Annotated in this window: 18 protein-coding genes; 8 read left to right on the forward strand and 10 right to left on the reverse strand. The window is 41.6% G+C overall.

The window, feature by feature from the left end; all coding sequences use genetic code 11:
* Positions 1–681: 681 nt before the first annotated feature.
* Together VXK47_RS14100 and VXK47_RS14105 are read right to left on the reverse strand one after the other, a co-directional pair.
* The gene (locus VXK47_RS14100; protein WP_435549426.1) at positions 682–2,613 is read right to left on the reverse strand and encodes a RecQ family ATP-dependent DNA helicase; all 1,932 of its coding nucleotides are present in this window, start codon (positions 2,611–2,613) and stop codon (positions 682–684) included.
* A gap of 327 nt (positions 2,614–2,940) precedes the next feature.
* Positions 2,941–3,393 (reverse strand): cytochrome c3 family protein, encoded by a 453-nt coding sequence (locus tag VXK47_RS14105; protein WP_435549427.1) that lies wholly within the window; start codon positions 3,391–3,393, stop codon positions 2,941–2,943.
* Positions 3,394–3,719: 326 nt separating this feature from the next.
* Between VXK47_RS14105 and VXK47_RS14110 the strand changes: the two genes are divergently transcribed.
* Both VXK47_RS14110 and VXK47_RS14115 read left to right on the forward strand, forming a co-directional pair.
* A complete protein-coding gene (locus tag VXK47_RS14110) occupies positions 3,720–4,985 on the forward strand; it encodes an MFS transporter (protein ID WP_435549428.1) in 1,266 nt (421 codons plus the stop codon).
* Positions 4,978–7,617, forward strand: a complete 2,640-nt coding sequence (locus VXK47_RS14115) for an AMP-binding protein (RefSeq protein ID WP_435549429.1) — start codon at positions 4,978–4,980, stop codon at positions 7,615–7,617. The genes VXK47_RS14110 and VXK47_RS14115 overlap by 8 nt, the downstream gene beginning before the upstream one ends.
* Before the next feature lies 1 nt (position 7,618).
* On the opposite strand, the gene VXK47_RS14120 is transcribed toward VXK47_RS14115, so the two are convergent.
* From VXK47_RS14120 to VXK47_RS14140, 5 genes are all read right to left on the reverse strand, one after another.
* Positions 7,619–9,466 carry an ATP-binding cassette domain-containing protein gene (locus VXK47_RS14120; RefSeq protein ID WP_435549430.1) on the reverse strand — a complete coding sequence of 616 codons (1,848 nt, stop codon included), beginning with the start codon at positions 9,464–9,466 and terminating at the stop codon, positions 7,619–7,621.
* Positions 9,467–9,471: 5 nt separating this feature from the next.
* Positions 9,472–11,049, reverse strand: coding sequence for an NAD(P)/FAD-dependent oxidoreductase (locus VXK47_RS14125; RefSeq protein ID WP_435549431.1), 1,578 nt, complete (start codon positions 11,047–11,049; stop codon positions 9,472–9,474).
* An 83-nt stretch (positions 11,050–11,132) separates the two neighbouring features.
* A complete protein-coding gene (locus VXK47_RS14130) occupies positions 11,133–12,716 on the reverse strand; it encodes an SDR family NAD(P)-dependent oxidoreductase (protein ID WP_435549432.1) in 1,584 nt (527 codons plus the stop codon).
* A 95-nt stretch (positions 12,717–12,811) separates the two neighbouring features.
* A complete protein-coding gene (locus VXK47_RS14135; protein ID WP_435549433.1) occupies positions 12,812–13,615 on the reverse strand; it encodes a zinc-dependent peptidase in 804 nt (267 codons plus the stop codon).
* A 23-nt stretch (positions 13,616–13,638) separates the two neighbouring features.
* Positions 13,639–14,874 (reverse strand): hypothetical protein, encoded by a 1,236-nt coding sequence (locus VXK47_RS14140; RefSeq protein WP_435549434.1) that lies wholly within the window; start codon positions 14,872–14,874, stop codon positions 13,639–13,641.
* Positions 14,875–15,285: 411 nt separating this feature from the next.
* On the opposite strand from VXK47_RS14140, the gene VXK47_RS14145 reads away from it, so the two are divergent.
* The 6 genes from VXK47_RS14145 (at position 15,286) to VXK47_RS14170 (ending at position 17,839) form a co-directional block, all read left to right on the forward strand.
* Positions 15,286–15,546 (forward strand): hypothetical protein, encoded by a 261-nt coding sequence (locus tag VXK47_RS14145; protein WP_435549435.1) that lies wholly within the window; start codon positions 15,286–15,288, stop codon positions 15,544–15,546.
* 61 nt (positions 15,547–15,607) lie between these two features.
* Positions 15,608–15,820 carry a hypothetical protein gene (locus VXK47_RS14150; protein ID WP_435549436.1) on the forward strand — a complete coding sequence of 71 codons (213 nt, stop codon included), beginning with the start codon at positions 15,608–15,610 and terminating at the stop codon, positions 15,818–15,820.
* Between the two features lie 19 nt (positions 15,821–15,839).
* Positions 15,840–16,829, forward strand: a complete 990-nt coding sequence (locus VXK47_RS14155) for a xanthine dehydrogenase family protein molybdopterin-binding subunit (protein WP_435549437.1) — start codon at positions 15,840–15,842, stop codon at positions 16,827–16,829.
* Between the two features lie 71 nt (positions 16,830–16,900).
* Positions 16,901–17,488 carry a molybdopterin cofactor-binding domain-containing protein gene (locus tag VXK47_RS14160; RefSeq protein ID WP_435549443.1) on the forward strand — a complete coding sequence of 196 codons (588 nt, stop codon included), beginning with the start codon at positions 16,901–16,903 and terminating at the stop codon, positions 17,486–17,488.
* Positions 17,457–17,657, forward strand: a complete 201-nt coding sequence (locus VXK47_RS14165; RefSeq protein ID WP_435549438.1) for a hypothetical protein — start codon at positions 17,457–17,459, stop codon at positions 17,655–17,657. Before VXK47_RS14160 ends, VXK47_RS14165 begins: the two co-directional genes overlap by 32 nt.
* Positions 17,654–17,839, forward strand: coding sequence for a hypothetical protein (locus VXK47_RS14170; RefSeq protein ID WP_435549439.1), 186 nt, complete (start codon positions 17,654–17,656; stop codon positions 17,837–17,839). The genes VXK47_RS14165 and VXK47_RS14170 overlap by 4 nt, the downstream gene beginning before the upstream one ends.
* A gap of 97 nt (positions 17,840–17,936) precedes the next feature.
* Here the strand turns inward: VXK47_RS14170 and groL are convergent, their stop codons facing one another.
* From groL to VXK47_RS14185, 3 genes are all read right to left on the reverse strand, one after another.
* On the reverse strand, positions 17,937–19,592 hold the full coding sequence (gene groL / locus VXK47_RS14175; protein WP_435549440.1) for a chaperonin GroEL: 1,656 nt from the start codon (positions 19,590–19,592) through the stop codon (positions 17,937–17,939).
* 40 nt (positions 19,593–19,632) lie between these two features.
* Positions 19,633–19,920, reverse strand: a complete 288-nt coding sequence (groES, locus tag VXK47_RS14180; protein ID WP_435549441.1) for a co-chaperone GroES — start codon at positions 19,918–19,920, stop codon at positions 19,633–19,635.
* A 418-nt stretch (positions 19,921–20,338) separates the two neighbouring features.
* Complete coding sequence (locus VXK47_RS14185; protein WP_435549442.1) at positions 20,339–20,614, reverse strand: FmdB family zinc ribbon protein; 276 nt, start codon at positions 20,612–20,614, stop codon at positions 20,339–20,341.
* Positions 20,615–20,883: the final 269 nt, after the last annotated feature.

A 20,883-nucleotide genomic window follows, 5' to 3' on the forward strand; every position in this document is an offset into this window, starting at 1 on the left:
TATCAATAAAAAGGATTCGTCAGCTTAGAAACAATATCCAGAATGAATTGCGTGCCTGTGGAAAAAATACACAGTCTGATAATCGAATTGTCAAAGAACAAACTTTATATGCAAAAACCTAACCGGACACTACTGAAAAGAAATAATTGTTGTCTGTAAAAAGGAACAAAAATGCCCGCCCGTTAAAAGAATAAAAGCTCATAATTTTTTTCAGTGAATTATTTAACAAACCAGGAACAAAAACGATTTAAAATACCTTAATAAAACCATTTTCAACACTGCTTTACAGAAGGTATGGTTTTTATGATAATTGATATAAGGGTTTATTTAACTTTTTTAGCAAGATGATTACTTATACACAACATATAGTTGCTTGTCAATATTTTTATTCAACATATAGTATTATTCACATTAAAATGTAACTGTTTTAAAGAACAAGAAAAAAATAATTTTAAGCATAAATTTAACCTGAAAAAATATGTTTTTGAGGTACAGAATTGGGAAAAAACTCTCAAACATGTTTTTTATAAGCCGGGATTGCCATGAGCATTTTGAGCTATAGCATTTGTCATAATAATATTTCGAAGCTATGCCCAAACAGAACAGATTTATGACAATTGCTGTATAAGCGTCCGCATCCTGCCGCAAAGCTAAGTAAGGGATTAAACTAAGTTTTTATATTTAATTCTGAAGATACGGACTGTTTTGAACAACCCATTTTACCACATCCTTATATGGATACTTTTCCAGACGCCCGAAACCGGGTTTCTGTTTGGCTTTGTATTGAACAAGCCGGGGCGTGGATATGCCGCATAAAAAGCGGGTAGCCAGATGAACCGGCAGAGGGAATAAGGCTATTTCCTTAAGAGGTTTGATAAGATCGTTAAAATCATAGGAGGTTAAAGCCGGAAGGTTTATGGATGGCAACCTGGGCGGCTGTTTGTTCAGACAGGTCGAACAGCGGCCGCAGGAAGCCGAAAGCTGTTCACCAAAATAAGCGGACAGGCTCTGTGCAATACACCGGTCTTTTTCAAACATATCGATCATGGCATGTATCCGGGCTGCATCCTTGTCCTCTTTTTCTTTAAACAGCGCCATCAGGTATTCAGCCATTTGATCTGTGTCAAAATCAGGAGCAAGAATGTCATATACTTCCACACCGGATCTGGGCTGGAGATCTATCCATCCTTTGCCATGAAAATACTCCAGTGCCGCCAGAACCCGCTGCCGGTCAGATCCCGATTCCGAAACAATTGCATCGATATCCGGGTAAGTCCAGGTTTTAGCGGTTTTAGAATGCGAAAAAATAGTTCTGACAAAACTTATCCTTTCGTTATCGAAATTTTCTGTAATTTCAGCCGCCGAAACTAAAAACTGAAAGGGATACTGCTCAAAATAAGTAAACTTAGGAGAAATAATATCTGCCATCTCAAGATAAACCAGCAGGGTTTTTAACGGCAGGAGCCGAATATCCGAGTCCCGGCTTAATGTATAGGGTCTGACCTCAAAAACCCGGGATAGGGACTGTTTAATAGAATCAAGTGCAAAACGGATACCATCCATATCCGGAGTATCTCCATAAATAAAATTCTCCAGCACCGGCAGGCCGTTTCGATTTGCCAGCACGCAACAAAGGGACGGTGCGTCGTCCCTTCCGGCCCGTCCGATCTCCTGACTGTAGCCTTCTATTGACTTTGGAAGATCATAGTGAATTACTTTTCGGATGTTTTCTTTGTCAATACCCATACCAAAGGCGATGGTAGCAACCACAATACTATTATTACTACTCATGAAACGGTTTTGAACGGCCTCCCGCTGATCATTTTTCATACCTGCATGATAAGCCTCGACATCAAACCCTTTTTCTTTGAGGACACGGGCAATATTTTCCGCTGTTTTTTGAAGAGTAACATATACAATGGCAGGGCCTTCCGGTTTTCCGGATAGTACTTTTGTTAAGGTCTTATCCTTTATTTCTTCCTGCACCGGAAGAACACGAAGGAAGAGATTTTTCCGGTAAAAGCCGGTTAGCACAACATTGCTTTCAGGAATTGAGAATTTATGGCACATATCTTTTACTACTTTGGAGGTGGCGGTAGCCGTAAGAAGCAATGTTTTGTTAATATTAAATTCTTTTCCGAACTTTGGAATCTTAAGATAGTCCGGCCGGAAATTATGCCCCCACTCGGATATGCAGTGAGCTTCGTCCACCACCAGCAGAGAAACCTTCATCTGCCGCAGCTGGGTTCTGAATCGTTCATTCTTTAAGCGTTCCACGGCAATCATCAGAATCTTAAGCTTACCCTGCTTTGCAGCTTCCAGTGTATTGTGATAGTCTGTAGCACTCATTCCCGAATCAAGCTTTGCTGCAGGCACCTTCTTCTTTTTCAGAAATTCGATCTGGTCTTTCATAAGCGAGAGCAAGGGAGAAATTACAAGTGTCAGTCCCTGTTCATGTAGGGCGGGAAGTTGATAACATAATGACTTTCCGGCACCGGTGGGAAAAATTGCAATTGTCGACTCACCGGCAATAATTTTTTCCACCACCTGTTCCTGCCCCTGTTTGAAATCTTCAAAACCAAACTTTGTTTTAAGTGTCTGTCTGTAAATCATATTTAAAACATTCCGATATCAATGGCTATTTGTCAAGAATTTAAACTTCCTGGGGTGTAATTAAAACTGTTGGGGGAATATTTTATGCTTATTGTGCTTTCAGCAAGACCGGTAGCCTTTGACACAGCTCTGATTTTATTGGCCATCATATTTACAGTTAATTTATCAGCAGGGCAAAGCCGACAGTCGTCGGCCGGAAGTAATGGGAGAAAAAGAAACGCTGAAAGTCGGAGGTATGATTTACTGCAAAAAAAAGGCCGATTTTCTTTTTGAAAACCGGCCCTGTGTATTTAATTTGTGTAACCGCTTTTTGAAAATATCTTTTATTTACTTCTTGGCATGGCACTTGGCACAAGTATAGGGTGCTGCTTTTGTATTGTTTTTCTTGTTGTAAGCTTTATGGCATTCTATACAGTTTTTATGAAATGCTTCTGCGTTATATTCAAGCGTTTCTTTATCCGAAAGCTTAGGAGCATCTTTTCCTTTTGGTTTTGTACCCGGTTTCTTATGGCACTCTATGCAGCTCTGGACCTTATCTGTAGCCTTAAGATCAGCTAAAGGCTTGCCTTTTGCGTCATGGTGACAATCACCGCATGTGATTTTATACTCTTCGGTATGCTTTTTGTGCGCGAACTGAACAGCCCCTTTTTGCGATTCATACCCCTTGGTTTCAAGCTTTATAGTATCGGGGATTGTTGATCCGGCAAATATGGACGCTGAAAGAAAAAGGGCTGCAATTCCAACAATTAATGTTATTATAACTAAGGACTTCGCTTTCATATGCTCCGTTTACCCTCCTTTCAATTTCTTGACTTTATTTGGCAATTAACTCCAGTAAACTATCATGATCTTCCACTTTATATGTTTGTATTTTTAGCAATATAAAAAAAACCTGTCAACTATAAAGAAAGTAACTTTGGAATTATTCATCCACTGCATCAGACAGGATAAAATATGCTTTTGATTGTTAATAAACTTATATATTCAGATAGATATTTATGATATAAATATGCAATTTAACTTTTTCCGATATTACCGCTTAAGATTACGCGGTTACTGTCCGACGTGATATTACAATTGTTTCAAATTATATATAGGTGGTTATAATGAATTTTGAACCCGACATAATGCTAAAGATAAAACAGGGAAGATCAAAATTTATTGCTATGGCTTCCACATATTTTCTGGGCGCTTTCAATGATAACTTTTTCAAGCAGGCTGCAATGCTTATGGCCGTTGTTGCCGGAAAAAGTGAATTGCAGGGCAAAGCCACGATTCTTTTTTCCCTGCCTTTTGTATTGTTTTCAGCCTATTCAGGATGGATGGCCGACCGTTTTTCTAAACGCAATGTTATTATAGGCGCAAAATTTCTTGAGCTTTTGGCAATGATAATCGGAGCATTCGGCATTATCACAGTAAACTGGAGCTGTATACTTTCCATGGTATTTCTTATGGGACTTCAGTCTGCAATTTTCGGGCCTGCATTAAACGGCTCCATCCCGGAACTTTATCCGGAAATATACGTAGGCCATGCAAATGCTGTAGTAAAATTCGCCAGCACCGCGGCAATATTGGCAGGTATTTCTCTTGCAGGTATTGTTCTTGATGCAAACGGGGTTTTCATGGGCGCAGATTCAGGTCAGGTGCTTGTCGCCGCCGTTGTATTGTTGGTAGCCCTATTGGGAGTTATAATAAGCTTTGGGGTAAATAAGAGTGCGCCAGTGGGGGCATCGGTTCCGTTTCCTTTTACCGGGCCTCTGAGGTCAATATTTGAGTTTATTGCGATATGCAAAGACCCACCTTTATTATTAGCCGTAATTGGTGATGCGTTTTTTTATTTTCTGAGTCTTTTGGCAGTATTAAACATTAACACATTCGGCCTTAATCAACTTGGGCTTACCCGCACTTTAACAAGTCTTCTTACCGTTTCGCTGATGATCGGCATATGCGCAGGATCATTTCTGGCGGCAAGAATAATTGCTACAAAACCATGGTCAAGCGTGCTTTTCCCGGCTTCCCTGGGCATGGGCATAGGTTTGTTGCTAACATTTACCACTCCGGATATGCCGGAAAATATAAGACGGATTTTGCTTTTTATCTTTCTTTTTATAACCGGATGTTGCGGAGGAGCTTTTCTTATTCCTGTAACAAGTTTTATCCAGATCCGGCCGTCTCCGGATGAAAAAGGGAAAATCATTGCGGTATCTAATTTTTGTTCATTTTCAGCTATGCTTATTGCCGGGCAGGTATTTATCTATATGGATCGCTTCTTAAGTCCGGCAGCCAATTTGGCGGTTTTGGGAATTTTTTCTATTGCAGCCTCGTTTTGTTTTTTGGCGATACAAAAACGAAAGGGGATAAATCATGTTTGAGACGATCATAAGGTTTATCATAATACGCTTGCTGAAGTTGCGTTATTATCTCAAAGTTACAGGACTTGAAACGATAAAGAAAAAAACCGGCAAAGGGATACTTTTTCTGCCCAACCACCCGGCTCTGATAGATCCTGTAATTATCATGTCATTGCTTCACAAAAAGTTTAAACCGAGACCGCTTGGCGATGAAGCCCAGACAAACAGACCTTTTATCCGCCTGATAATGAAACATTTAAGGCCTGTCATAATTCCCGATATGGAAAAAAGTGACCGCAGCAAAAGCGAACAGATACGCCTGGCCATAAATGATATAGTTAAAGCTCTTAAAGATGGCGATAATGTATTGATATATCCTTCGGGACACATTTATCGCAGCTATCTGGAAGATGTTGGAGGAAATGGGATAGTAGACCATATATTAAAAGAAATTCCTGATATTCAAATAGTACTGGTCAGAACCAAAGGGTTATGGGGCAGCAGTTTCGGTTATGCAAGAGGAATATCCCCGTCTGTTTTTCGTGATCTTATCAAACATATATTTTGTGTTCTGGCAAACGGTATATTTTTTATTCCCAAAAGAAAAGTATCGGTAGAATTTAAAGAGCCTGATGATATCCCAAGACATGCCGACAGACTGACAATAAATCAATATCTGGAGAATTTCTACAACCATGATCCATTGCAAAATACTTATGTTCCCTATTATTGGTGGGAAGAAAAAAAATATAAGATACTGCCGGAACCTGAAACAAAAAAAATAACCGGTGATCCGTCATTGGTCCCTTCGGAAACAAAAAAAATTGTTTCCGCTTATTTGACAGATATTACCGGGATCTCAAAAATTAATGATAAAGACCGGCTTTCACACGAACTGGGAATTGACAGCCTTAAAACAGTCGAGCTTATAGGATGGCTTGAAAATGAATTTGGTTTTCCCATAGAAGATGTCGGTGCCCTTAAAACCGTTGGGGATTGCTATCTTGCTGCTTACGGCCAGATAATCGGGAAAAAGGTGGAAACACTTAAATCCATACCGTCCGGATGGTTTAAAGATAGCTCAAAAACGCTTGTTTCCATTCCTGAAGGAAGATCCATTGCCGATTTCTTTTTGTCACAGGCAATCAAAAATCCCGGAAAAATTATTTTATCCGATCAGATAAGCGGATCAAAAACATACCGTGATCTTATCATTGCGGTTTTATTGTTAAAACCCATACTGGAGAAAATACCGGAAAATGTAATAGGTATAATGCTTCCTGCATCTGTTAGCGCAGCCATTGTATATCTTGCTGCAATTTTTAGCGGCAAAACACCTGTAATGATAAACTGGACCGTTGGGAAATCTTACATGCAGCATTGCCTTGAAACGGTATCGGTAAAAAATATAATTACTGCTAAAGCTCTTCTTGAAAGGCTTAAAAATCAGGGAATTGATTATTCTTCAATAGATGTTAACTGGATAGAACTTGAAAATGTTGTGAAAAATATTTCAGTATTTAAAAAAGCTCAGGCTTTTGTTAAAAGCAGATTCTTTCGCCGCATCCTTTCAAAACCGGAAATTTCAGATACTGCCGCCATCCTGTTTACAAGCGGCTCTGAAACCAAACCCAAAGCAGTTCCCCTTACGCATCATAATTTTTTAAGTAATTTAAAGGATTTTTCCACAGTTTTACATTTTTATTCGGATGACCGCCTGCTTGGGATGCTGCCGCCTTTTCACTCTCTTGGGCTTGCAGGCACTATTGTTTTGCCGTTATGCGCAGGTATCAAAACAGTTTATCACTCAAATCCTACCGAAGCTGTTATACTGACAGGTCTGATAAAGGCATATAAAGTTTCTTTGCTGTTGGGAACGCCTACTTTTCTTAACGGAATTTTAAAAGCGGCAAAACCGCAGGATCTTGCAAGTATAAGGCTGGTATTTACCGGAGCTGAAAAATGCCCTGATCATGTATATGATCTTTTCCATCAGACATGTCCTGATGCAGTAGTATGTGAGGGCTACGGCATCACCGAATGCTCTCCTGTTGTGAGTGTGAATTCCGATAAAAATCCTGTTGCCGGAACAATCGGAAAAATACTTCCGTCAATGGAATATGCCATAATTCATCCTGAAAAAAGAACAAGAGTGCCGGTGGGTAAACAGGGGCTGCTTCTGGTAAAAGGGCCGAATGTTTTTGCGGGCTATTTGAAATCTGAAGTCAAATCTCCTTTTGTGGAATTTGAAGACAAAATATTTTATGATACCGGAGATCTTGTAAAAGAATATGAAAACAAAATATTAACTTTTTGCGGCAGATTAAAGCGTTTTATAAAACTTGGGGGTGAAATGATTTCACTTCCTGCCATTGAAAATATTCTTATGAATGCTTTATCCGATAAAAGCGAAGAAGGGCCTTTACTTGCCGTTGAAGCAACGCCTTCCGAATATCATCCCGAGGTTGTGCTTTTTACTTCAAGGGATATAACACGCGAAGAGGCAAACGGGCTTATACGGCAAAACGGCTTATCAGGGTTACATAATATAAGAAAAGTAATAAAGCTGGAACAAATCCCCGTTCTGGGCAGCGGAAAAACCGATTATCAAAGCCTGAAAAAGATGCTGAAGGAATACAGCGAAACGGATTGATTTAATCTTCCGGAATTTCTATCTGTTTCAGTCTTTCCTCATATACAGCGCTCTTTTCTTCCAATTCATCGGTAAGTGCTTCCAGGTCATTAAAAAGCCTGTCTATGGATGTCTGGTGAGTATGAATAGCCTGAGACAGTTCTGTGATTTGTTTGCCTGATTTGTTTTCCGATGCTTTCTGAATGGCTTCCATGCAGCTGTTAAGCTCTTTTTCGAGAGTTTCGATTTCGTTTTCGATCTTTGTGATCTTTTGTTCTATGGGTTTTATTGCTTTTGATTTTTCAGTAATTACTTCTGAACGAAGACGGCGCAGTTCTTTCTTGTTTACTTTTGGGCCTGTATTGGTATTTGTTTCTGTGATTTTTTCTTCTTTCCATCCTTCTTTTTCCAGAAACCGCTGATAACTTCCTTCAAAAGTATGCACATTCTCATCCTGGAATACTATAAGGCGCTCTGCAAGTGCATGCAGAAACATTTCATTGTGTGTAACCATGATTATTGCCCCTTCAAAAGAATCGAGAGCGGCAAGTAATGCATCGCAGGATTCCATATCAAAATGATTTGTAGGTTCATCCAAAAGAAGAAGATTAACAGGAGTTGCAAGCAGCTTTCCTATAAGCACTCTGCTCTTTTCACCGCCTGATAAAACACCTATTTTCTTTAAAGCGGAATCTCCTTCAAACATCATGGCTCCGCAGATATTTCTTGCGCCCTGTCTTTCAATATCATTATGAGAATAAAGGATTTCTTCTTCTATTGTCCGGCTGTCTACAAGATGGCTCACATTTGTCTGCTCAAAAAAGCCTTTTATGGCAGCCGGATTGTAATCCATAACTCCTTCCACAGGAGCAAGTGCCCCGGCAAGAATTTTAAGCAGAGTCGTCTTGCCTTTGCCGTTTTTCCCGATAATGCATACCCTGTCACGCGATCCTATGGTTATAGAAAAATCACTGATAAGCGGGGTTTGATCATCATATGAAAAGTTTATATCACTTGCGGTAAGAATGCGCTTTCCCCGGTATTGGGCGCTTCTGAAAGAAAAGTCTAAAGTTTTGATTGTTTCAAGTTTATCCCTTTTTTCCATCTTGTTTAAGGTTTTAACTCTTGATTGCACCATATTGGCAAGTCTTGCCTTTGCCCTGAAGCGGCTTATAAACAGTTCAATTTCTTTTTTGCGTTTGTCATCATTAACGCGGGTTTTTTCGTAAATTTCTTCGTCCTGGGCTATCTGAGAGTAGTATTTTCCCGTGTCTCCGGCAATTTTTCTCATTTTCTTTCTGTGTATTCCTATGACATGGGTTACAACTTTATCCATAAACCCTCTGTCATGGGTAATAATAATAAGCTCTCGCGGCCAATTAACAAGAAAGCGCTCAACCCAGCGTATGGAAGTAATATCAAGATAGTTTGTGGGTTCATCCAAAAGAAGAAGATCAGGCTCGGATACAATTATTTTTGCAAGATTAAGCCTAACCTGGTATCCGCCGGAAAGCTCCATTGGATTTATTTTTAAATCATCTGCGGAAAAACCTATCCCTGCAAGTACTTTTTCAACTTTCCAGAAATGATCTTTTTCTTCTTCCAAAAGGCCCTTCATTCCTTCTTTAAGCACAGTGTCTTCGGTAAATTCTATGTGCTGTTCAACACATCCTATGCGATAGGATTTTGGTATGATGATATTTCCCGAGTCAGGAAACTCTTCTTTTTTTATCAGTCTTAATAATGTTGTTTTCCCATGGCCGTTTCGTCCCACAAGCCCGACCCTTTCCTTGGAATTTATCTTAAACCCTGCTTCATCGAAAAGGACGTAACCGCCATAACTTTTTGAAATATTTTCTACACTTATCATATAAACTATTCCTGCATTACCTGTATTTCCACAGCTTTTACAGCATCAGCGGCAGAACTCGTTATTCCGCCTGTATAGCCGGAACCTTCACCTATCGGGTACAAATTCTTTATATTTACCGATTCAAATTTATCATTACGTTTAATCCGCACAGGAGAAGAAGTCCTTGTTTCCGCACCTATTAATATCGCATGATCTGAAATAAATAAGGGATATTCTTCTTTCCATTTTGTAAATGCGGCCAAAAGCTCTTTAACCACAAATTCCGGAAAGATTTCTTTCATATCGGCATAAACAGTCCCCATCCTATACGAGTTATTATTTAAGCTGCCAAAAGATTTCTCACCTAAAAAATCCATCAGATTCTGCGCAGGCGCTTTCCATCCTGGACCTCCTGCATTAAAGGCTTTTGTTTCGATTTCCTTTTGAAATTTAATTCCTGCCAATGGATCGGATGATTTATAATCATCGGTATGACAGGTTACAGCCAGGGCGGCATTTGAAAATGCCGATGATCTTTGTGAATAGCTCATCCCGTTAACAACCAGCATACCTTGACCGGATGAAGCATTAATCACCTCGCCTCCGGGACACATGCAGAATGTATAAACTCCCCGTTTAATTTTTTTGTTGGTATAATTCAAAGAATACGCAGCCGCTCCTAAGCCGGGATAATTGCAATATTTATCGCCATATCGCATAAGATTAATAGTTTCAACAGGATGCTCGATTCTCACTCCAACCGAAATCGGCTTCTGCTCAATAGCAACCCCTTTTTTATGCATCATTTCAAAGGTGTCGCGCGCAGAATGCCCCAATGCGATATAGATGTCTGAAGACAGATACTCCTTCTCACCATTTATTATAATACCTGTTGCTTTGCCATCTGAAATCAGGATATCTGTCATTTTTGATCCATAGCATATTTCACCGCCTCTCTCAAGAATATGGATTCTCATATTACGAACTATCTTACACAAAACATCCGTTCCCAAATGAGGTTTGCTGATATATCCTGTTTCTTCCGGCGCACCGAATTTAATAAAAGTCTTCAATACCCGGTTTACATAGCTTGTATTATTGTTTCTTCTTGAAAACAGCTTCCCGTCCGAGTACGAACCGGCGCCGCCTTCTCCAAACTGGATATTTGATTCAGGATCGATTTTCCCTTCTTTTATAAATCTTTGAATATCAGTTGAACGTTCTTCAATCTTTTTGCCTCGTTCAAAAATCAAAGGTTTAATGCCGTAATCAATAAGTTCAAGAGCAGCAAACATACCGGCTGGGCCAAAGCCTACTATTATGGGTTTGTCCTTAATTTTTACGGCTTTTCCCTTTGCATTTATTTGTTCTGTATGTACCGGAAAATCTTGCCTGTTATTGAAGCTTGCATCAGTACTGACAACAAGTGATATTTTATAATAAAATTGTTCTTGACTGCTGATATCAAGAGATTTGCTTACGATTCTTACAATGGAAATATTTTCTTTGCCTGTTCCAAGCTTTTTTGAAGCGGCATTTAAATATTCATCGATCCCGTCTTTTTCAATGGGAATTTTCAAATTGCCGATTATTAAATCCAAAGAAATACTCCTGATTTTAACGTGCATAAAGACATGTGTTTATGGCTGTCCGGGCTTTTAATTTGTTGAGTTATACTTATTTGTTACCAGTCGATAGGAAAATAATCTTTTAAAAATTTACCGCTCCAGTGTTTTCCTGTCAAAATGCCGTGGAAAAACGGATCACAGACCCTTGCAGCACCGTCCACAATATCCAAAGGCGGCTGGAAATCATGGCATTCCTGTTTGTGCTTTACAAGATTTGCAGGGTCCTCATCAGTTACCCATCCGGTGTCGACTGAATTCATAAAAATCCCGTATTGGGCAAGCTCACCTGCTGCTGTATGAGTAAGCATGTTCAAAGAAGCCTTGGCCATATTGGTATGCGGGTGACGGCTGTCTTTTTGAAACCGAAGAAATTTGCCTTCCATAGCAGAAACATTAACAATATGTTTTTGTCCGGTATAATCCTGTTTCATCAAATTTGCCAGCCGGTTACACAATACAAAAGGAGCTACGGAATTTACAAGCTGGATTTCCAGCATTTCCGAAGTTTGGATATCTCCAAGCTTGAGCCGCCAGGAATTGGTTTTTCTGAGATCCACTTGCTGAAGATCAGCATCAAGTTTTTGGGCCGGAAAAACCTCGGCTGCATCCAAAGAATTGTCGTAAGAATATGGAATCTGGGACAGCTGGGCAGACATGCGCAGACCTACGCCGGGCGCTGTACCGTTCCAGGTAACAGGCAAAGCCTTTTCCATGCCGACATTTCCTGCCTGCCCATATTCCAGCCGCAATATGCAGGACAGATAATCTTTCAGAAGGCTCTGTGCATCAACCGGTAATTGAGCCGTTTCCATCATTTCATTTTTCATAAGATGAGCGTAAAATCCGGGCGGTCGCCTTACAGTCTGGGCTGCATTGTTGATAAGGATATCCAAACGCAGGTAGGTCTGCCTGAAGTAATCGGTAAAAAGCTCCACACTTGGAATGTGGCGCAGATCCAGCCCGTATATATGCAGCCTGCGGCCCCACCCGGAAAAATCAGGTTCTTTGGAAAATCTTAAGGCTGAATCCTTTGGAAAGCGGGTAGTGGCTATCACTTTTGCTCCTGCTCTGAGCATCATCAGGGTTGCCTGGTATCCGATCTTCAGCCTTGATCCTGTGATCAAAGCCACTTGTCCTTTCAAGGAAGTTGTCTGGAATCGTTTCTGATAATTAAATTCTGCGCATTCCGGGCACAATGCATCATAAAACTGATGAAGTTTTGTAAACTCGGCCTTGCAGACATAACAGTTACGGGGTTTTTTAAGCTTATTGCCGGTATCTTCAGGTTCGCCATTGCCGTTTGTATACGAAATCTGTCCGGGTGCGACAAAGACCGCGGTTTCTCTGGCTCTGCGGATACCTGTGGCGGCTCTGAGCCTGCGCTCTTTTTCCACGATAGCCATGTTGTTTTGCCGTTTTCTGTCCTTGTATCTCTTTTTGATCTCCTTTTTATCAGGCCTTGATATTCTTCCGGCAGCTTTTATCAAAGCAATACGTTCATTTTCGGGCAATAGCGCCAGAAGCCCGGATTTATCCGCAATCTTTTCCAGAATGGGAATACATCCAAGTATATCTTCCACGGTTTCTTTTTTGTCGTCGGTTTTTGTATCCGGTTTTGTATCAATATTGTTGCTATTCAACGTTTATTCATCCTTGCTTAGGCATAAAATTTCCGTTAGCCGAAGTTTTAAAAAGATGGGATTCTAATAGATATTTGCTTATTTTGTCAATCAAACTAATAATTGGTACTGGAGCAGGCTTTGTTCACGCGCTCTGCCGGATCCTGGCGGTAGTATGAGCTGAGAACATGATAGAGGGCAGGGGAATGCTCCTTAAGGGCGATGGGGCGGTCGAAGAATTCCTCGGTGGCAACAGCGAAAAATTCGGCCTCGTTTTTTGCGCCGTAAGCGTCGAGAAAGGTTTTATGGCCTTTACCGGCAAGGTTGCGAAGTCTTAAAAATTCGCGGGAACAAACGGCTACCCATTCGGCCATCTGTTTGCGGTCTGCAAGAGGAGGAGTGCCGTCGGCGGCTCCGTCCAGCATGTCAAGTTTATGGGCAAATTCGTGGTAAACAACATTATGCCCCTGTTCAGGATGGCGCGCTCCGTGAAGGACTGCATCCCAGACCAGTATTACCGGACCCTGGGCGAAAGCCTGTCCCATAAGCGGAACAGGACTTTCGACCGGTCTGTTTACATTCTCAAAGAAACCGGGACGGTATTCGGGCGGAACAACGGTGGACGGGTAGACAAGAATCGAGTCAACGTTGCGATAGTAATTATGGGGAAGTCCCAAAAGCAGCAAACACGCCTGGGCCGTGATGGTGATGCGAATCTCATCGGTAAGTTCGAGGCCGCCGCACCCCTCCCAGTGTTTTTCCTCCAAAAAGACCTGTATCAATGCACGCAGCTCGGCACGCTCAGATTCATCGAGCATACAGTAGTGGGCCACGTTTGCACGAACAAAAGTCTCCCACTCAGCCGGAAACCTGCGCTTTCGAGCCTTGGTGCGGCGACGGTCACGGAACCAGTGGAACATGAACGTCGCCCTCCTGTATGATCCTAAAGACTATCAGCATCCAGAATCATCCTGGCCACATTTGCACCGGTACCGGCTGTACCATCTGTGATCTGACCATACATTGGCCAGGTACATTCACCGGCAAAGTAAAGTCCCTTTACATCAGGTGACTTCTGTCTGATCTTGGGCAATGAACTGAACCTGTAGTGTGATGGATAGGCTGCGCCTTTTGGAGGAGACTGGAATTCGATAGCATTCTTGAATCCCGGATAGATTTCTTCAAAATTTTCATTCATCTGGGCGGCAATACCATCTAAGCCAAGCCTGTTGAACTCTTCTTCCGATTTTGTCGAATAAGACCAGACAAGCTGTTTTCCTTCAGGAATATTCCAGGGCTGCTCAATGTTCTGTGCGCAGCCGCCCTGAATACTTGAACCGGTTTTGGGATCATAAATCAGAAAGAAAGCTCCATCAAGCTTAACCGTATCATTTAAACCCGTTACAAGAAACACGCCGCCCATTTTTTGTTTTAGAGGCTCGCTCATATTCTTGGCAAGCGAAGCAGGCATAATCTTAAACAGGTTCGGGTAATCAAGCCAGGTCGTTGCTATGATAACACGGTCTGCTCTGATGATCTTGTCTTGCTGACCCTCTTGCTTAACAGCTACACCGGTTGCTTTGCCACCTTCTATGATGACCTGAGAGACATCCTGGTTACACCTGATTTCGCATTCATATTTGTCCCTTATTGCATTGGCGATAGGCATACAGATGCCATCCAGCGGATCAGGTATGGCAACAGCCATTGAGCCATGTCCGCCTATCCATATTCTAAACATAACAGCGCCTTTACCGAAGGAGCCGTTTTCCCAGGTGTAATCGGCATTGCCTGTCCAGCAATAACCGGCCATAAGTGCAGTAAACAGGTATTTGATCGAAGGACTTTTTGATCTTGCCTCAACCCATTGCTTAACTGAAATCTCGTCCCACTCCTCGCACATCAGTTTAAAATCCTTCGTAAGTATTTCATCAACCATCGGGAGCAGTTCTTTATATAACCCGTCTTTGACAAGATCAGGGCGTATTGCTTCAAGAAATTCGATCAACCATTTTGCAGCTTCTCCGGAAGTCAGGCACTTCGGAACCGTAAGGAAAGACTTGCCGGAACCCTTGAAATACATACGGGGTTCCCGGCTGTAATGCAAACGGACACCGGCTCCAAAATCCTTGGCTGCATTCGCCCAGCCATATCCGCCGCCACCGTTTTCACTCGTCATAATGAGAAGGAAGATGCATAACAACATTGTATCCCATGACAGGATGAGGCGCCGCCCTCCCGCCAATCTGAGGACCCTTATCAAGCAACAATGTTTTCTGTCCCCCCTCTGGCTAAATATCCGGCACAAGTCAAACCTGCAAATCCAGCTCCGACTACTATGTTATCAAATTTCTCAGGCATAATTTCTCTCCTTAATTTAATAAAATGACCTATTTGAATAATCATATAAAATTATGTCCAATTTATCCAAACGCAATGGCGTTGTCAATAAATAGGAAAATAGAATTATGGTATTGGACTGAATTAGTTGCGCAGCTTCCTGTTACTACAATCACCGGAAAAGTATATAACGAAACCTTTATTAATCAGCTGACAGAACATATTATTTCCTTTGCTTTGCATGGTCTATATGGAAAATCCGGGGAGATTTGTTGATGAAGCCTTTATTTCGGGTGCTTTATATTTCATAATATCGTCTATGTTCATTTCGGGCTGTATGAAAATGGGCGAAAACTACTTAAGGCCGGAACTTGATATTAATATACCCAAGGTCTATAATCAGGAAGATAAAAAGCTGTCTGCATCCGACCTTACCATTTTACAAAACCGTGTAACCCTTCATCGGGCTTTGGGCGGCGGCTGGGGTTTATTATCTCATGAAAGCAATTGATAATATAACTGATACAAATAAATCCTGACACACCTGAATTAACTTGTTTATGGAGGATAAAATGAAAGAATATTCTGTAGTAGGCAAGCCTTTACATAAAGTTGATTCTCTGGAAAAGGCCACTGGAAAGGCCATTTACACTGATGATCTGAAACTTTCGGGGATGTTGACCGGCAAGATATTAAGAAGCCCTTACCCTCATGCACAGGTTCTCAATATAGACATAAGCAGGGCGCAAAAGCTTTTCCGGAGTAAAAGCGGTTATAACCGGTAAAGATATCGGAGACAGGAAGATGTGTGTTGCTGCTTCAAGCCGGCCCATATGGGAACAGCCTGCCCTTTGTCTGGAAAAAGTGCGTTATATAGGAGATGAAATAGCGGCTGTAGCAGCAGTTGATGAAGATACAGCAATGGAGGCTTTGGAACTTATCCGTGTGGAGTATACACAACTGCCGGCTGTATTCGATCCGTTTGAGGCCATGGAACCCGGAGCTCCGCTTATCCATGACGGATTTGAGAAAAATATATCAAACCGGGTTCTCAGCGAATCAGGAAATGTGGAACAGGGATTCAAGGAATCATACAGGGTATTTGAGCACCGTTACGAAACCGGATATCAGGCGCATTGCGCAATGGAGACTCATTCTTCAATAGGTGTTTGGGGACTTGACGGGCGGGTGACTTTATATACCTCAACTCAGAGTCCTTATAATCTCAGAAGCATTCTTGCATACGTTCTGGGTCTTGCCGAGGAAAAGGTAAGACTGATTATACCGAAAGTGGGTGGGGGATTCGGAGGCAAAGCGGAACTTTTTCCCATGGATGTTTGTTGTGTAGCTCTTTCAAAAAAAACCGGCCGGGTTAAGATTGTACTTTCACGTGAGGAAGAGTTTGGAACTACCAGAGTCAGCCACCCTATTATTTTTGATATGAAAACAGGAGTAAATCGTGATGGAACCCTTGTCGCCAAACAGGTGAAATGCATAATGGACGGCGGCGCTTACAGCGGTTCCGGGTTGGCGGGACCATTTCTTTCAACTCTTTTTCTGGGAATAGATTACAAGGTTCCTAATATAAGCTTAAGCTCTGTAAGAGTATATACAAACAAAACGGTTGCAGGCGCAAGACGCGGTTATACAGTTCCTCAGGCACATTTTGCAGAGAATATGCATATGGACCTGATAGCAAGGGAGCTTGGAATAGATCCTGTACAATTGCGTCGGGATAGGAAGCGGAGGCTCTCTTTCAGGGGGCAGTCGCGCAGCCAACATAACTCCGGCTAATTATACCGCCGCTGCGATGATAAAACTTTCATACGGAGGGATTTGCCACCCTTTATTCGGGTGCTCAGGATATCGGTCAGGGATCTGACACCGTAATGGCCATGATGGCAGCTGAAGAACTGGGAATAGATATGGATAAAATCCGGATTGTATCCGGTGATACCGATGTATGCCCTTACAGCGCAGGTTCCGCAAGTCAAAGGATAACATTTCACTCCGGTATGGCCACAAAAAGGGCCGCTGCCGATGCAAAGGCCAGGCTTTTTGAGGCTGTTGCCGGTCGCCTTGAAGCAAGGATTGATGATCTTGAGGCAGGAGATAACAGAATTTACATCAAGGGAACTCCTGATAAAGGCATGACTTTCAGAGAAGCAATATGGGCTTCTCAGGAAGACAATAAAGGCAGAGAAGTTATGGGGCACGGCACATGGAGGCACGAAGTCGATCCTGCCGAAATGAAAGCCATATATGAAACAGGAAAAGGGAATTATGCACCGGCATATATTTTCAGTGCAGGAACAGCAGAGGTTAAGGTAGATCGGAAAACCGGACAGGTTGATGTTGAGGCATTCTGTTTTGCCATGGATGTTGGCAAACCGGTAAATCCAATTATGGTGGAGGGCCAGCTTGAAGGCGGGCTTCATATGGGAAACGGATGAGCCGAACGCACCTTTCGGTGCAAAGGCCTGCGGGGAAGGAAGCGTGGCTCCTGTCGGCCCTGCAATTGCCAACGCAATATTTGATGCTGTAGGAGTAAAAATCAACAGTTTGCCCATAAGCGCTGAAAAAATATTAAAAGCACTGGAAGAAAAGAATAAAATTACATGAAAACAACGAACAAAAGAATAATCCGGCTTGTTCCCCAGGTTGGAGGCAAGGTGGTTTATATTTCACCGGCTCTTGTAAACGGCGGTGAGTATAAGAAAGACGAAGTTCTCCTGAAAATCGATCCTGCCGACTATGAAATAGCCGTAACACTTGCAGAAGCATTACTTAAAGATGCCGGCTGATGAAATTCCGATGCATGCCGTAGAAAGAATAAAAAAGCTCCTGTGAAATTTAGAAATCACAGGAGCTTTATCGTTTATAATAGGGTCTGGCAGGAAATTACATCATGCCGCCCATGCCGCCCATTCCACCCATTCCGCCCATACCACCAGGCATTCCACCACCGCCACCTTCGCCCTTGGGCTCGGGTTTGTCAGCAATCATGGCTTCTGTTGTGAGCATAAGAGACGCAACACTTCCTGCATTCTGAAGCGCAAAACGAACTACTTTTGTAGGATCAATAACTCCTGCTGCGATAAGATCTTCAAACGTATCCGTATCGGCATTATATCCCATAGAGCCTTCGCTTTTCTTTACCTGATCAATTACAACTGATCCTTCTGCGCCTGCATTGTTTGCGATCTGCCTTAAAGGTTCTTCAATCGCGCGCATAACTACCTTTACGCCAAGTTTCTGATCTGTCCTGATCTTTATCTTATCAAGAGCATCAATGCAGCGAACCAAAGCCACTCCGCCACCGGGAACTATACCTTCTTCAACGGCAGCACGGGTTGCATTCAGTGCATCTTCAACGCGGGCTTTTTTCTCTTTCATCTCTGTTTCTGTTGCAGCGCCTACATTAATAACAGCAACGCCACCTATTAACTTTGCAAGCCTCTCCTGAAGTTTTTCACGATCATAATCGGATGTGGTTTCTTCAATCTGGGCACGTATTTGTTTTACACGGCCTTCCAGAGCGGAACGTGAGCCGGCGCCATCTACGATTGTAGTATTATCCTTGTCTATTACTATCCGTTTTGCTTTACCAAGATCTTCAAGACCGATAGACTCTAATTTGACACCGATATCTTCGGATACAACCTGTCCGCCTGTAAGGATAGCAAGATCTTCAAGCATTGCTTTTCTTCTGTCGCCAAATCCGGGTGATTTTACAGCGGCAACGCGGAGAGTTCCACGTAGTTTATTAACTACAAGCGTAGCAAGTGCTTCGCCGTCAACATCTTCTGAAATTATAAGAAGCGGTTTACCCATTTTTGCTATTTTCTCAAGAATGGGAAGAAGATCTTTCATGTTGCTTATTTTTTTCTCGTTGATAAGAATATAAACGTCCTCAAGTACTACGGTCATCTTTTCCGGATCAGTAACAAAATACGGTGAAAGGTATCCGCGGTCAAACTGCATTCCTTCAACGATGTCAAGGGTTGTATCCATGCTTTTGGCTTCTTCAACAGTGATTACACCCTCTTTCCCAACTTTATTCATTGCTTCAGCAATAATATTGCCTATAGTTTCATCGTTATTAGCTGATATTGTGCCGACCTGTGCTATTTCACGCTGATCCTTGGTCGGTTTGCTCATCTTATGGAGTTCTTTAACTGCCACTTCAATAGCTTTGTCAATACCACGTTTTATTGCCATCGGATTATTACCGGCTGCAACAAGTTTCTGTCCTTCTTCATAAATAGCTCTTGCCAGAACCGTAGCAGTTGTTGTTCCGTCACCAGCCATATCACTTGTTTTGCTTGCGACTTCTTTAACCATCTGAGCGCCCATATTTTCAAACTTGTCTTCAAGTTCTATTTCCTTGGCTACGGTAACGCCGTCTTTTGTAATTGTAGGTGAACCCCATGATTTATCAATAACAACGTTTCTTCCTTTTGGTCCAAGAGTTACAACCACAGCATCGGCGAGAGTTTGTACGCCCCTTAACATTGCTTCACGGGCTTTCATATTGTATTTAATAATTTTAGCCATATTGTTCTTTTCCTCCGTTTATATGTTTATCGACATTTAATTATTCAATTATTCCAAGCACATCATCTTCGCGCATGATAAGATATTCATCTCCTTCTATCTTTACCTCAGAGCCGGAATATTTACCGAACAGAATTCTGTCTCCCTTTTTTACTTCAAGAGGAATTACTTTTCCGTCTTCACCGATTTTTCCGTTACCAACCGCAACAACTTTGCCTTCAGCCGGTTTTTCTTTGGCTGTGTCAGGAATAATAATTCCTCCTTTAGTGGTTGTGGGTTCTTCAACACGTTGTACTAAAATTCGATCATGTAATGGTTTAAGCTTCATGGTTTCAGTTCTCCTTTTTATTTAACGAATTATAACTAATTTTGGCAGAAACAGCATATTTAATAATCAGATTAAACTAAAACGTTCTAAACTATCCCAATCCTGAAGCCACCTCCCTTCAATAAAATAATTTCATTTACATGTTATTTGTGACTTTAAGATTTGTATAATATTTTTTTTGAGACAATAATCACGCTTTTTCGTTTGTAAAGGGACGGTTAGAACTTTCTTAATAAATTATCAAAAAGCCGGTTTACTTGGGCTTTATAAAGAAACTCCGGATTCGGAGGCAATTTCAATAAATCTTTTAAAACAAAAAGCCTTTAACCACCCTGAGTTACTGCAGAGGATTAAACACCATTTTGCACATGGTTTCATCAATGCTGTTTATCGGAACAGCATTATTTCCGGACATAGACTATCCTGATTTCTTGTCGGTGCAACTATCGGATTTCTTGGCTTTTGAATCAGATGTATTTTCGGTCTTTTGGGGAGGAATCGAAGATCCTTGTGATTTACCTGCATAGTCTGTTACATACCAACCGCTTCCTTTAAGCTGAAAGCTGTTGTGTGATATAAGTTTATGAAGTTTTCCGGAACAGGATTTACACTTGGTTAGCGGCTTATCCGAAAACTTCTGTATAACTTCATCAATCTTACCACATTTTTCGCATTCATATTCATAAATAGGCATAATAATTTTCCTCCTTACCTATATTCGTTCATAAAACAAGAAATCTTATGTTTAATAATTTAATCTATATACTGGACAAATATAGTCAGTATTGTGTAGTTGTCAAGAAAATGAATATGTTTATTTATGTGAGCTAATTTCAAAACGATTAAAGGCGGCTTGTTAAACAGGTCAACAGTTGAAATCCCGGCAATAGAGCGGACTTAAGGGCTCCGATTTTCATTGGAGAACCACAAAAGGCAATAAATGCCGAGTTTTTGACAATACCT

The sequence above is a fragment of the Desulfobacterium sp. N47 genome, assembly GCF_051233685.1.
Taxonomy (GTDB): domain Bacteria; phylum Desulfobacterota; class Desulfobacteria; order Desulfobacterales; family RPRI01; genus RPRI01.

What these genes read in the sequence shown, in the direction of transcription:
- VXK47_RS14100 (WP_435549426.1), bottom strand. Translation starts at nt 2,613, where the DNA reads ATGATTTACAGACAGACACTTAAAACAAAGTTTGGTTTTGAAGATTTC.
- VXK47_RS14105 (WP_435549427.1), bottom strand. Translation starts at nt 3,393, where the DNA reads ATGAAAGCGAAGTCCTTAGTTATAATAACATTAATTGTTGGAATTGCA.
- VXK47_RS14110 (WP_435549428.1), top strand. Translation starts at nt 3,720, where the DNA reads ATGAATTTTGAACCCGACATAATGCTAAAGATAAAACAGGGAAGATCA.
- VXK47_RS14115 (WP_435549429.1), top strand. Translation starts at nt 4,978, where the DNA reads ATGTTTGAGACGATCATAAGGTTTATCATAATACGCTTGCTGAAGTTG.
- VXK47_RS14120 (WP_435549430.1), bottom strand. Translation starts at nt 9,466, where the DNA reads ATGATAAGTGTAGAAAATATTTCAAAAAGTTATGGCGGTTACGTCCTT.
- VXK47_RS14135 (WP_435549433.1), bottom strand. Translation starts at nt 13,615, where the DNA reads ATGTTCCACTGGTTCCGTGACCGTCGCCGCACCAAGGCTCGAAAGCGC.
- VXK47_RS14140 (WP_435549434.1), bottom strand. Translation starts at nt 14,874, where the DNA reads ATGACGAGTGAAAACGGTGGCGGCGGATATGGCTGGGCGAATGCAGCC.
- VXK47_RS14145 (WP_435549435.1), top strand. Translation starts at nt 15,286, where the DNA reads ATGGAAAATCCGGGGAGATTTGTTGATGAAGCCTTTATTTCGGGTGCT.
- VXK47_RS14150 (WP_435549436.1), top strand. Translation starts at nt 15,608, where the DNA reads ATGAAAGAATATTCTGTAGTAGGCAAGCCTTTACATAAAGTTGATTCT.
- VXK47_RS14155 (WP_435549437.1), top strand. Translation starts at nt 15,840, where the DNA reads ATGTGTGTTGCTGCTTCAAGCCGGCCCATATGGGAACAGCCTGCCCTT.
- VXK47_RS14170 (WP_435549439.1), top strand. Translation starts at nt 17,654, where the DNA reads ATGAAAACAACGAACAAAAGAATAATCCGGCTTGTTCCCCAGGTTGGA.
- groL (WP_435549440.1), bottom strand. Translation starts at nt 19,592, where the DNA reads ATGGCTAAAATTATTAAATACAATATGAAAGCCCGTGAAGCAATGTTA.
- groES (WP_435549441.1), bottom strand. Translation starts at nt 19,920, where the DNA reads ATGAAGCTTAAACCATTACATGATCGAATTTTAGTACAACGTGTTGAA.
- VXK47_RS14185 (WP_435549442.1), bottom strand. Translation starts at nt 20,614, where the DNA reads ATGCCTATTTATGAATATGAATGCGAAAAATGTGGTAAGATTGATGAA.